Below are 12,605 nucleotides of genomic sequence, written 5' to 3' on the forward strand. Positions count from 1 at the left end.
GTTCGAACGGCGGGGGGGGGCGGGGGCCCGCCCGGGGGGGTGGGGGGGCCGGGCCGGGGGGGGGGGGGGGCCGGGGGGGGGGCGGGCCCCCCGCAACGGGGGTCAGGCCAGGTCGGCGACGCCCGGGTACAGCGGGTGGGCCTCGGCGAGGGCGTCCACGCGGGCCTTGAGGCCCGAGAGGTCCTCGTCCGGGCCCGCGATGAGCGCCTCGGCGATGATGTCCGCCACCTCGCGGAACGCCTCCTCCCCGAAGCCGCGGGTCGCGAGGGCCGGGGTGCCGATCCGCAGGCCAGAGGTCACCATGGGCGGACGCGGGTCGAACGGGACGGCGTTGCGGTTCACGGTGATGTCGATCGCCGCGAGGCGGTCCTCCGCCTGCTGGCCGTCCAGGGCCGCATTGCGCAGGTCCACGAGCACGAGGTGCACGTCCGTGCCGCCGGAGACGACGCCGATGCCGGCAGCCTTGACGTCCTCGGCCGTGAGGCGCTCGGCCAGGATCTTCGCACCCGCGAGGACCCGCTCCATGCGCTCCTTGAACTCGGCCGAGGCGGCGATCTTGAACGCGACCGCCTTGCCGGCGATCACGTGCTCGAGCGGGCCGCCCTGCTGGCCCGGGAACACAGCCGAGTTGACCTTCTTGGCGATGTCGGCGTCGTTGGTGAGGATGATGCCGCCGCGGGGGCCCGCGAGCGTCTTGTGCGTCGTGGACGTCACCACGTGGGCGTGCGGCACCGGGCTCGGGTGCAGGCCGGCGGCGACGAGGCCCGCGAAGTGGGCCATGTCCACCATGAGGTACGCCCCGACCTTGTCCGCGATGCGCCGGAACTCGGCGAAGTCCAGCTGGCGCGCGTAGGCGCTCCAGCCCGCCACGATGAGCTGCGGGCGGTGCTCCTCGGCCAGGCGCTCCACCTCGGCCATGTCGATCCGGTGGTCGTCCTCGCGGACCTGGTACGGGACGATGTTGTACAGCTTGCCCGAGAAGTTGATCTTCATGCCGTGCGTGAGGTGGCCGCCGTGGGCCAGGTTGAGGCCCATGACCGTGTCGCCCGGCTTGATGAGCGCGTGCATCACCGAGGCGTTGGCCTGTGCGCCCGAGTGCGGCTGGACGTTCGCGTACTCGGCGCCGAAGAGCGCCTTGACCCGGTCGAGCGCGAGGGTCTCGATGACGTCCACGTGCTCGCAGCCGCCGTAGTAGCGCCTGCCCGGGTAGCCCTCGGCGTACTTGTTGGTCAGGACCGAGCCCTGCGCCTGCATGACGGCCACAGCCGTGTGGTTCTCCGAGGCGATCATCTCGAGGCCGCCTCGCTGGCGCGCCGCCTCGGCGTCGATCCCCGCTGCGATCTCCGGGTCGAGCGCGGAGATGTCCGCGTCGAGGGAGGCCGAGACGACCTGCACGAACTCGGGGGCCTTCTGGGCCGGGGCGCTCACAGCTCGCCGCCGTTCTTCGAGGCGTACTCCTCGGCGGTCATGAGGGGACCCTCCTCGGAGACCTCGACCGTGAACAGCCAGCCTGCGCCGTACGGGTCCTCGTTGACCAGGGCCGGGTCGTCGATGGCCTCCTGGTTGACCTCGACGACGGTGCCGGAGACCGGCGAGTACAGGTCGGAGACGCTCTTGGTCGACTCGATCTCGCCGCAGGTCTCGCCTGCGGTGACCACGCTGCCGGCCTCGGGGAGGTCGATGTAGACGACATCGCCGAGGGCGTCGGCGGCGACCTGGGAGACGCCGACCTTGGCCGGCGCGGCGGCCGTGTCGAGCCACTCGTGCTCTTCGGAGTAGCGGAGGCCGGTCTGGACCTTGCTCATAGGGGTGTTCCTCTTCTTCTTCGACGGGGAAGGACTGGGTGGGCGGAAAGCCCAGGCGCCTACTTCTGGCGCTTGTAGAACGGGAGCTCGACGACCTCGAACGGCTCGGCCTTGCCGCGCAGGTCCGCGTCAAGCCTCGTGCCGACCGCGGAGTGCTCGACGTCGACATAGGCGAGCGCGACCGGGTAGCCGAGCGTCGGGCTCGGCTGGCCGGAGGTCACTTCGCCGACCTGCACGCCGTCCTTGAGGACCGGGTAGTGCGCACGGGCCGCGCGGCGCCCGAGGCCCTTGAGCCCCACGAGGCGCTGGCCCGTCGTCGTGCCTGCGCCTGCCTCCTTGGCGGCCGCGAGCGCCGAGCGGCCCACGAACTCGCCCTCCTTGGTCTTGAGGGCGACGACCGGGCCGAGGCCCGCCTCGAACGGGGTGCGTGCGAGGGAGAGCTCGTTGCCGTAGAGCGGCATGCCGGCCTCGAGGCGCAGCGAGTCGCGCGCCGCGAGCCCGCACGGGATGAGGCCGTGGCCCTCGCCGGCCGCGGCCAGCGCGGCCCACAGCTCGGCTGCGCGGCCATTGGCGACGAACAGCTCGAAGCCGTCCTCGCCGGTGTAGCCGGTGCGGGCGAGCAGGACCGGGATCGCGCCGTCCTCAAGCTGGACCTCGAGCTCGATCCCCGAGTAGTACTTGAGGCCAGTCACGGCCTCGGCGTCCTCGGAGCGGACGACGCCGAGGAGGATCGCCTCGGCGTTCGGACCCTGGACGGCCACGAGGGAGGTCTCCTCGGAGGCATCGCGCAGCGCCAGGCGCGGCTTGGACTCAGCGGCACCGTCCTGGGCGGCCTCGAACGCCGTCCGACGGGACTCGAGCTCTGCCGCGACCGTGGCCGCGTTGCCCGCGTTGGGGACGACGAGGAAGTCGTCCTCGGCCACTCGGTAGACGATGAGGTCATCGATGATCCCGCCGTCCTCGCGGCAGATGAGCGAGTACTTGGCCTTGCCGACCGCGATCGCCGAGAGCTTGCCGACGAGGGCGTAGTCGAGGAACGAGGCGGCGTCCGGGCCAGTGGCCCACACCTCTCCCATGTGGGAGAGGTCGAAAAGGCCGGCGGCCTCGCGGACGGCCTTGTGCTCGGCGAGCTCGGAGCCGTACTTGAGCGGCATCTGCCAGCCGCCGAAGTCGGTGAAGGACGCGCCGAGCGCGGCGTGCTGGTCGTAGAGCGCGGTGTGCTTCTCGGTTCTCACCGGCGCAGTGGTCTCGGTCATGGAAGTCTCCTGGTTCTCAGATCTCGAAGGCTGCGGGTTCTCGTCAGCTGTCAGTTCTCGAACGCTTCGAGGGGCGGGCACGCGCAGATGAGGTTGCGGTCACCGCCGGCGCCGTCGATCCGGCCCACGGGGGCGAAGTACTTGTCCTGGGTGTGCGTCCGGCCCGGGAACGCGGCCTGCTCACGGGTGTAGGCCCGGTCCCACTCGGTGGAGACCACGGCCGCGGCCGTGTGCGGGGAGAGGCGGAGCGGGGACTCTGCGACCGCGAAGTCGCCGGCGGCGACCTGGTCGATCTCCGCGCGGATCGCGATCATCGCGTCGATGAACCGCTCGATCTCCGCCAGGTCCTCGGACTCGGTCGGCTCGACCATGAGCGTGCCGGCCACCGGGAAGGCCAGGGTCGGGGCGTGGAAGCCGAAGTCGATGAGTCGCTTGGCGACGTCCTCCGCGGTCACGCCGGTCTTGGCGGTGAGATCGCGCAGGTCGAGGATGCACTCGTGCGCCACGAGGCCGGCCTCGCCCGTGTAGAGGACCGGGAAGTGCTCGTCGAGGCGCTTGGCGATGTAGTTCGCCGCGAGCAGCGCGGACTTCGTGGCCTCGGTCAGGCCATCGCCCCCCATGAGCTTGACGTACGCCCAGGAGATCGGGAGCACGCCGGCAGAGCCGAAGCGCGACGCGGACACGGGAACGTCCGCCCCGCCCGCCCAGTCAGCGGCGTTGCCCGGCATGAACGGGGCCAGGTGCGCGCGCGCCGCGACGGGACCGACGCCCGGCCCGCCACCGCCGTGGGGGATGCAGAAGGTCTTGTGGAGGTTCAGGTGGGAGACGTCGCCGCCGAACTGGCCCGGCTGGGCGAGGCCCACGAGCGCGTTCATGTTGGCGCCGTCGATGTAGACCTGGCCGCCCGCGGCGTGGACCGCGTCGCACACCTCGCGGACGTCGGCGTCGTACACGCCGTGCGTGGACGGGTAGGTGATCATGATCGCCGAGAGGCGGTCCCGGTTGGCCTCGATCTTGGCCTCGAGGTCTGCGTGGTCGATCGTGCCGTCGGCGGCGGTCGCGACGACGACGACCTTCATGCCCGCGAGGACGGCGGAGGCCGCGTTGGTGCCGTGCGCCGAGGCCGGGATGAGGCAGATGTCGCGCTGGGACTCCCCGCGGGACGCGTGGTAGCCGCGGATCGCGAGGAGGCCGGCGAGCTCGCCCTGCGAGCCCGCGTTCGGCTGGATCGAGACCTGGTCGTAGCCGGTGATCGTGGCCAGATCGGCCTCGAGATCGGCGATGAGCTCCCGCCAGCCCTCGGTCTGCGTGTCCGGGGCGAACGGGTGGATCCCGGCGAACTCGGGCCACGTGATGGCCTCCATCTCGACCGTGGCGTTGAGCTTCATGGTGCAGGAGCCGAGCGGGATCATGGTGCGGTCGAGCGCGAGGTCGCGGTCCGAGAGCTTGCGGAGGTAGCGCAGCATCTGGGTCTCGGAGCGGTGCGTGTGGAACACCGGGTGCTGGAGGTAGAGGCTCGAGCGGTGGACCTCCGCCGCGAGGCCGAAGCCCGCAGCGCCGTCCTCGGCACCGAGGTGGGAGTCGACGCCGTCGCCCGCGGCACCGGCGCCGAAGACCGAGGCGACGGTCGCGACGTGCTCGGAGGTCGTCGTCTCGTCGCACGAGATGCCCACGGTGTCGGCGTCCACGAGGCGCAGGTTGATGCCCTGCTTCTCGGCCTTCTCCACGAGGGCGGCCGCGCGGCCCGGGACCACGGCAGTGACGGTGTCGAAGAAGCTCGTGTGTGCTACCTCGACCCCGGCGCCTGCGAGGGCCGCGGCGAGCGAGACGGCGTGGCGGTGCGTCCGCTGGGCGATCGCCTTGAGGCCCTCGGGGCCGTGGTAGACGGCGTACATCGACGCGACGATGGCCAGGAGCGCCTGGGCCGTGCAGATGTTGGACGTGGCCTTCTCGCGTCGGATGTGCTGCTCGCGCGTCTGGAGCGCGAGGCGGTAGGCGGGCTGTCCGGCGTCGTCCTTCGAGACGCCCACGAGGCGGCCGGGGAGCTGGCGCTCGAGGCCAGCGTGGACGGCCATGAAGGCCGCGTGCGGGCCGCCGTAGAACAGCGGGACGCCGAAGCGCTGGGCGGAGCCGACGGCGATGTCCGCGCCCTGCTCGCCCGGGGACTTGATGAGGGTCAGCGCCAGGAGGTCGGCGGCGACGGTCACCATGGCGCCGCGCTCCTTGGCAGCGGCGATGAGGCCGGTGGCGTCGGCGACGAGGCCGGAGGCGCCGGGCTGCTGCAGGACGATCCCGTTGATGGGGCCCTCGGGGAGGCCGTTGGAGAGGTCGGCGACCTCGACCTCGAAGCCCAGGGCCTCGGCGCGGCCCTTGACGATCGCGATGGACTGCGGGAACAGGTCCGCGTCAAGAACGGTCTTGCCATCCTTGGAGGCCTTGTCCTTGTTCGCCCGCCGCATGAGCAGCACGGCCTCGGCCACGGCGGTGGCCTCGTCGAGCAGGGACGCGTTCGCGATCGGGAGGCCCGTGAGGTCCTCGACTGCGGTCTGGAAGTTCAGGAGGGCCTCGAGGCGGCCCTGGGAGATCTCCGGCTGGTAGGGCGTGTAGGCCGTGTACCAGGCGGGGTCCTCGACGATGTTGCGGCGGATGACGGGCGGCGTCACCGTGTCGTAGTAGCCCTGTCCGATCATCTGGACGCGGGGCCGGTTCTTCGACGCGAGGGCGCGGAGGGCCGCGAGGGTCTCGGGCTCGCTCAGGGCGCGGCCGAGGGAGAGCGGCTTGTCCTGCTTGATGCTGTCCGGGACGGCGGTCTCGGCGAGCGCCTCGACGCTGTCGAACCCGACGGTGTCGAGCATGTGCTTGATGTCGGAATCGCGCCGGGCACCGATGTGCCGGTCGACGAATGCTGCGGGGGAAAGGTCCGTCACGGGGAACTCCATCAATCAGGCCGGCCGGGTGGCGCGGCTTTTGACTCTCGTTCCTCCCCGCTCTGTATGGGACCTGAGAGATTCCGCCGGGTGTTCCCGGCTTGCACCGTCGGTGAGCGCCGCTGGGTGCGGGGCTGCTTTCCAGAGTTGCCTTGCCGCAGCGGTACAGGTGCCTGAGAGATTCCTGGGGAGGTGTTGCTCCTACGGCGCCTGCTTGCTCATGCTCGCAGGACTCTCCCGCCGCAGATCAGAGGCAATGTTCAGTTGTGGCCCAGCTGGGTCTGTGCTCCAACTGGTCCCGGACCTGAGCCGGGCGGCGCCGCTCATAGCGGCACTAGTCCATTGTGCTATGCCGGAGGTCACGTCGGCAAATGGCCTGCGCCACTCCCCCGCCCCGTCCGGCGCTCACTCGGCCGTGGACACGCTCCTGCTGCCGCGGCCGAGCAGGCCGCCGTCAGGGCTGAGAGCGGCGCCGCGTGTGCGCCGCATGCCGCGGATGGCTCCGAGCAGCAGCGTGGCGCCCGCGAGGGCCGCCACTGACAGGAAGAAGAGCAGCCCACCGAGGGCTACGGTGCCGAAGAAGACGGCCGTCTGAAGGTTGAACTCGAACATTCTCTCCACTCGCTCCGGGGCCGTGGATCTCGTGGCCCCACCGTCAATTCTGACGGGGCGGAGAGGGCGGAACGCCCCGGATTCCGGGCCCCGGAGCCGTGAGATCCGACACACCCGCGCCGCCCGCGGCGGGAGGGGACATGACCCCGCGACGTGACACGGCTCCACAGCCTTGCGGGGTCGAGTCCGCGTGCGGGGACATGACCCCAGTGGCCCCAGGGCCAACGCCGATCAGCGCGCGAGGCCTGCCCGCCGCAGAGCGTCCGCAAGCGCCGTGTCTGCGCCCCCGCTCCCCGGCCCGCCCTTCGCAGCGCCCTGGCCTCCGCCCTGCCCCGACCGGGGCTGCCCAGACCGGGGGTGGTCGGAGCGGGGCTCCCCGGACCGCGTCTGGCCGGCCCCACGCCCGCCCCCGCGCTTGCCGGCCCGCTGGTCGGCCTCGCGCTCGGCACCCGGGCGCCGTTCGGCGTCGGACGCACGACGGCGCGCCTCGCCGCCCGCTCCCGGCCGCCCGCCGCCGGGCTCGTCATCGAGGCGGAGGGTGAGCGAGATGCGCTTGCGGGCCGGGTCGACGTCGAGGACCTTGACCTTGACGACCTGCCCCGATGTGACGACCTCGCGGGGGTCGGAGACGAACTTCGTGCTCATCGCCGAGACGTGGACGAGCCCGTCCTGGTGCACGCCCAGGTCGACGAAGGCGCCGAAGGCGGCGACGTTGGAGACCGTGCCCTCGAGCACCATGCCGGGCTTGAGGTCGTTGATGGTCTCGACGCCCTCGGCGAGCGCCGCGGTGACGAACTCCGGTCGCGGGTCGCGGCCCGGGCGCGCGAGCTCGGCCATGACGTCCCGGACCGTGGGCAGGCCGAAGCGGTCGTCGACGAACTGGGCCGCGTCCAGCGCCGCGACCCGCTCCTTTGCACCGCCTGCCGCCTCGAGGATGCGGCCGGCGAGGCCGTAGGCCTCGGGGTGGACGGAGGAGGAATCGAGGGGCTGCTTCCCGCCCGTGATGCGCAGGAATCCGGCGCACTGCTCGAACGCCTTCGCGCCCAGGCGCGGGACCTTCTTGAGCTCGGAGCGGCTCGCGAAGGCGCCGTGCTCGTCGCGGTACTCGACGATGTTCCGGGAGAGGTTCGGACCCACTCCGGCCACGCGCGAGAGCAGCGCGGGAGAGGCCGTGTTGACGTCCACGCCCACCGCGTTCACGCAGTCCTCGACCACTGCGTCGAGGGTCCGCTCGAGCTTGGCGGCGGTCACGTCGTGCTGGTACTGGCCCACGCCGATCGACTTCGGGTCGATCTTGACGAGCTCGGCGAGCGGGTCCTGGAGGCGCCGCGCGATCGAGACCGCGCCGCGGAGGGAGACGTCCAGGCCCGGGAGCTCGGCGGAGGCGAGGGCCGAGGCCGAGTACACGGAGGCTCCCGCCTCGGAGACGATGACCTTGGCCCGTCGTGGCATCCCGAGCCGGGTCAGGAGCTCGCCCGCGAGGCGGTCCGTCTCGCGGCTCGCGGTCCCGTTGCCCACCGCTACAAGCTCCACGCCGTGCTTCCGGGCGAGCCGCTCGAGCACCGCGAGGGATTCGTCCCACTTCTTGGCCGGCTGGTGCGGGTACACGGTCGCGGTGTCCACGACCTTTCCCGTGCCGTCCACCACGGCGACCTTGACGCCTGTGCGGAGACCGGGGTCGAGCCCGAGGACGGCGCGGTTCCCGGCCGGGGCGGCGAGGAGGACGTCCCGCAGGTTGGCCGCGAACACCCTCACGGCCTCGTCCTCGGCGGCTTCGAAGAGCCGTGCGCGCAGGTCGGATTCGAGCTTGGCGAGCAGCCGGCCCTGCCACGCGACCTTCACGGTCTGGGCGAGCCACGTGCCCGCGGGCGTCCCCTGGTCCGCCCGGACCCCGAGGGCGTGTGCTACGGCGCGCTCGTAGCCGGCGCGGGCCTGGGCGAGCTCGGCCTCGTCGCGCGGGTCGGCCTCGGCGATCTCGAGGGAGAGCTCCCCCTCGCGCTCGCCGCGCAGGAGGGCGAGGACGCGGTGCCCGGGGAGGGAGTCCACGGGCTGGACGTAGTCGGCGAAGTCGGCGTACTTGCCCTCGGGACCCCCGCCGGGCCCGGTCTTCTGGCCCGCGTCCTTGGCGGCGGAGCGCAGGCGTCCTCCCGCGAAGAGCCGCTCGCGCAGGGACGCGACGAGCGCGGCGTCCTGGCCGGCGCGCTCGGTGAGGATCGCGCGGGCGCCCGCGAGGGCCTCCTGCGCCCCCGTGATGCTGTGCTCGGGGTTGAGGTAGCCCGCGGCCAGGGCGGTGGGGTCGGCGCCCGGGTCGGCGAGGATCGCGTCGGCGAGGGGTTCGAGCCCCGCTTCCCGCGCGATCTGCGCGCGGGTGCGCCGCTTGGACTTGTACGGCAGGTACAGGTCCTCGAGCTCGGCCTTGGTCGCGGCGGTGAGCAGGGCGGCGTGCAGCTCGGCGGTGAGGGCGCCCTGCTCCGCGATGGAGAGCACGACGGCGCGGCGGCGCTCCTCGAGCTCGCGCAGGTACCGGAGGCGCTCCTCGAGGGTGCGCAGCTGGGCGTCGTCGAGCGTTCCCGTGGCCTCCTTGCGGTACCGGGCGATGAACGGGACCGTGGCGCCGCCGTCCAGGAGCTCGACCGCGGCGCGCACCTGCCATGCCTGGACGCCCAGCTCGGCGGCGATCGTCCCGGCGATCTTCGCGGCGGTCTCCTCGGCGCCCGGCAGCGCGGGCTCCACGGGACCCGCGCCGGCGGCAGCGGCCGGGCTGGCGGAAGCGGCGGGGCTGGCGGAAGCGGCGGGGCTGGCAGAAGCGGCGGGGGCGGAGAGTCGGGTCACGGCAGGTCCTTGCTCAATGCTCACCGTCCTACTGTGCACCATCTGTCGGACACTTCTCGCGCCGGACCCACGCTTCTCGCGCCCGCGCAGGCCTCCTCGCGCCGCCATGGGCCGGCCCTGCGGTCATCCGCCCCCGATCCCCCACGCGAGCGCCAGCGCGGTGAGGCCGGAGCGCCCCATCGCGAACAGCGCCACGCCCACGCCGGCGAACGCGTAGAGGCCCACAGGGATGAGCACGAGCCACTCACGGACGGATCCCGCGCCGCCGAGCACGGGGATGGAGAGGTGCCCGCCGCGCCGCCACATCCACCGCACCACGGGCACCTTGTGCAGGAGCCGGGGCCGGCGGAACCGGAGCGGCCACAGCAGGTTGCACCCGCCGGTGGTGAGCATGTCCCCCGCGATGTGCACCGCGGCGCCGAGCCCCACGGCCAGCGGGAACCAGCCCGGGTGGTCCGGGGCGTTGACTGCGACGAAGGCCGCGAGCGGGACGGCGAGGATCCACGGCAGCCGCCGCACGCCGTCGGGCAGCGCACCGAGCACCTTCGCCGCGAAGGAGACCAAAAGGAGCGAGAACGCCCCGGCCCCCACGTACACGGTGCCCCATGGCTCGAGCACGGCCGTCCACTGCGCGGCGAGCCACGCGAGGGCCGTGAACACGGCGACTCCGAAGAGGGAATGCGTGCCGTTGCGATGTCCCCCGGAGACCTTCCCGACTACCGTGCAGAGGGCGTTCGAGACGGGCGGGAGGGACTGGGCGATGGTGGCGCTGCGGTGGTCGGCGTCCGGGAGGAGGGCGGCTCCCGCGGTCACGAGCGCGCCGACGACGATCCCGGCCGGCGTCGCCTCGAGGAGGGGCCAGCCGAGGCCGAACGAGGCAGGCCCGAGCCCGAGGGGGACCGTGGCCGGAGAGAGGTCGATATGGACATGCGTGGTCACCGCGACCCAGGCTGCTGCGCCACAGGCCGCGTGGTGGGCTCCCATCATGCCGGAGAGCCCTCCCGCTGGGGACGGGACGGTGGGAGGGGGTTCATGGAGGCGGGTGGCTCACTCACCGCAGCCGGCGCACCGGCCGGCGTCGAGGTCCGCATCGGGGAGGATGCCGCCGCACTCGCGGCACTCGGTGTGCAGCGCGAGGTCCGTGCATCCCGCGCACCGGTGCTCCTCGAGCTCGGCGAGTGCCTCGCCGCAGTCCAGGCACGAGTCCTCGACGAGGGCGAGCGGGGCGGGTGTGCGGGTGTGGGACCGCGCCGGCGGGGTCACGACTGCTGCTGTGCTCATAGGAAAAGGCTAGAGAGGGCCTCCGACATTTCTCGTCGATCCCCCGGCGTGGCGCACCGCGGCGGGCGTAGGCTGGCGCCCATGGCCAGATTCTTCGACGTCCATCCGGTGGATCCGCAGCCGCGCGCGATCAGCCAGGCGGTGCGGATCCTGCACGAGGGCGGCCTCATCGCCTACCCCACCGACTCGTGTTATGCGCTCGGGGCGGTCATGGGCAACCGCGAGGCCCTCGAGCGCATCCGCCAGATCCGCCAGCTGGACGACAAGCACCACTTCACGCTCGTGTGCCGGGAGTTCGCGCAGCTTGGGCAGCTCGTGGACATGCCCAATGACGTCTTCCGGGCCATCAAGTCCGTCACGCCAGGCCCGTACACGTTCATCCTCCCGGCCACCCGAGAGGTGCCCAAGCGCATGCTGCACCCCAAGAAGAAGACGGTGGGCGTGCGCATCCCGGACCATGCGGTCGTCCGGGCCCTCCTGGCCGAGCTGGGCGAGCCGCTCCTGTCCTCGACCCTCCTCCTGCCGGGCGAGGACGCCCCGCTCACGGACGGCTGGGAGATCAAGGAGCGCCTCGACCTCGTGGTGGACGCGGTCATCGACGCTGGTGAGACCGGCTCCGAGCCGACCACCGTCGTGGACTTCTCCTCGGGCGTCGCCGAGATCGCCCGGTACGGGGCGGGGGACCCGAGCCGCTTCGAGTAGCCACACCGCCGCGGCACTGTTCTCCAGCGGCGGGAGGCGGACGACGGCGGGCGGGCGGCGCCCGGCGTCGTCCGCCTCCTTGCGCGGCGCTCGCCTACGCGCGGGCGGGGACCGCGGCGGCGATGAGCCCGAAGAGGTCCTTCGGGTCCGCGGGGGCGGCGATGAGGTCGATCTCCTCGCCGAACTCGGTGCCCTCCACCGCGTCGCGGACGAACCGGAGCGCGGAGTAGTCCTCGACCGCGAAGCCGACCGAGTCGAAGACCGTGATCTGCTCGGGGCTCGTGCGGCCGGGGGCCTCCCCCGTGAGCACCTGCCAGAGCTCAGTCACCGGGAAGTCATCGGGCATCTGCTGGATCTCGCCCTCGATGCGCGTCTGCGGCGGGAACTCGACGAAGACGTCCGCCTTCGTCAGGATCGCCGGGTCGAGCTCGGTCTTGCCCGGGCAGTCGCCGCCGATCGCGTTGACGTGGACGCCGGGGCCCACAAGGCCTGCGGTGAGGATCGTCGCGTATGCCTTGTCCGCCGTGCAGGTGGTGATGATGTCCGCACCCGCCACGCAGTCCGCGGCCGAGGCCGCCTGGACCACCGTGATGCCGTAGGGGGCGAGGTTGCGCTCGAGCTTGGCCATCGCGGCCGGGTCCGTGTCCCACACCCGGAACCCGGTGACGCCCCCAGCCGCTCGGAAGGCGAGCGCCTGGAACTCCGCCTGGCTCCCGCAGCCGATCATCGCCATCGTGCGGGAGTCGGGGCGGGCGAGCAGCTTGGCGGCCATCGCCGAGGTGGCGGCGGTGCGGAAGGCGGTGAGGAGGGTCATCTCGGCCAGGAACGTCGGGTAGCCGTTGTGGACGTCCGCGAGCATGCCGAACGCCGTCACCGTCTGGTAGCCGCGGGCCGGGTTGGAGGGGTGGCCGTTGACGTACTTGAACGCGTAGGTCTCGGACGTGCTGGTGGGCATGAGCTCGATCACGCCGAACGAGGTGTGGCTCGCGACCCGCGGGGTCTTGTCGAAGCCGGGCCAGTCGCGGAAGTCCTCCTCGAGGTACGCGATCAGGCCCACGAGGATGTCCTCGGGGCCGCGGCTCGCGGCCCATTCGACCATGGTTCGGACATCGACGAAACGCGCCATCGCGGGGGCTCCTTCAGTGGTTCCAAGGGGACGGGACCACGCTATGGACGTGCACTATGCAGGC

10 protein-coding genes and 2 riboswitches are annotated in these 12,605 nt (G+C 72.3%); of the genes, 1 reads left to right on the forward strand and 9 read right to left on the reverse strand.

The genetic code is table 11. The annotated features are described in order from the left end of the window. Positions 1-102 precede the first annotated feature (102 nt). From glyA to ABCQ75_RS02140, 8 genes are all read right to left on the reverse strand, one after another. On the reverse strand, positions 103-1,428 hold the full coding sequence (gene glyA, locus ABCQ75_RS02105; RefSeq protein ID WP_345882824.1) for a serine hydroxymethyltransferase: 1,326 nt from the start codon (positions 1,426-1,428) through the stop codon (positions 103-105). Continuing rightward, positions 1,425-1,805 (reverse strand): glycine cleavage system protein GcvH, encoded by a 381-nt coding sequence (gene gcvH, locus ABCQ75_RS02110; RefSeq protein ID WP_345882826.1) that lies wholly within the window; start codon positions 1,803-1,805, stop codon positions 1,425-1,427. The genes glyA and gcvH overlap by 4 nt, the downstream gene beginning before the upstream one ends. Positions 1,806-1,864: 59 nt before the next feature. Continuing rightward, complete coding sequence (gene gcvT / locus ABCQ75_RS02115; RefSeq protein ID WP_345882828.1) at positions 1,865-3,061, reverse strand: glycine cleavage system aminomethyltransferase GcvT; 1,197 nt, start codon at positions 3,059-3,061, stop codon at positions 1,865-1,867. Between the two features lie 50 nt (positions 3,062-3,111). After that, positions 3,112-6,000 (reverse strand): aminomethyl-transferring glycine dehydrogenase, encoded by a 2,889-nt coding sequence (gene gcvP / locus ABCQ75_RS02120; protein WP_345882830.1) that lies wholly within the window; start codon positions 5,998-6,000, stop codon positions 3,112-3,114. Positions 6,001-6,040: 40 nt separating this feature from the next. Next, positions 6,041-6,138, reverse strand: a riboswitch (glycine riboswitch). 1 nt (position 6,139) lies between these two features. Then, a riboswitch (glycine riboswitch) is annotated at positions 6,140-6,238 on the reverse strand. A 155-nt stretch (positions 6,239-6,393) separates the two neighbouring features. Continuing rightward, positions 6,394-6,600, reverse strand: coding sequence for a hypothetical protein (locus tag ABCQ75_RS02125; RefSeq protein WP_345882832.1), 207 nt, complete (start codon positions 6,598-6,600; stop codon positions 6,394-6,396). Positions 6,601-6,831: 231 nt separating this feature from the next. Then, on the reverse strand, positions 6,832-9,333 hold the full coding sequence (locus tag ABCQ75_RS02130; protein WP_345882939.1) for a Tex family protein: 2,502 nt from the start codon (positions 9,331-9,333) through the stop codon (positions 6,832-6,834). Between the two features lie 222 nt (positions 9,334-9,555). Next, positions 9,556-10,419, reverse strand: a complete 864-nt coding sequence (locus ABCQ75_RS02135; protein ID WP_345882833.1) for a metal-dependent hydrolase — start codon at positions 10,417-10,419, stop codon at positions 9,556-9,558. Between the two features lie 60 nt (positions 10,420-10,479). Continuing rightward, positions 10,480-10,713 (reverse strand): hypothetical protein, encoded by a 234-nt coding sequence (locus tag ABCQ75_RS02140; RefSeq protein ID WP_345882834.1) that lies wholly within the window; start codon positions 10,711-10,713, stop codon positions 10,480-10,482. A gap of 81 nt (positions 10,714-10,794) precedes the next feature. Between ABCQ75_RS02140 and ABCQ75_RS02145 the strand changes: the two genes are divergently transcribed. Further along, on the forward strand, positions 10,795-11,415 hold the full coding sequence (locus ABCQ75_RS02145) for an L-threonylcarbamoyladenylate synthase (RefSeq protein WP_345882835.1): 621 nt from the start codon (positions 10,795-10,797) through the stop codon (positions 11,413-11,415). A 94-nt stretch (positions 11,416-11,509) separates the two neighbouring features. Here ABCQ75_RS02145 and ABCQ75_RS02150 read toward each other — a convergent pair whose 3' ends face one another. Further along, the gene (locus ABCQ75_RS02150) at positions 11,510-12,541 is read right to left on the reverse strand and encodes an ornithine cyclodeaminase (protein WP_345882836.1); all 1,032 of its coding nucleotides are present in this window, start codon (positions 12,539-12,541) and stop codon (positions 11,510-11,512) included. Between the last annotated feature and the right edge of the window lie 64 nt (positions 12,542-12,605).

Origin of the sequence: Sinomonas halotolerans, assembly GCF_039615075.1 — a bacterium.
Classification (GTDB): Bacteria; Actinomycetota; Actinomycetes; order Actinomycetales; family Micrococcaceae; genus Sinomonas; species Sinomonas halotolerans.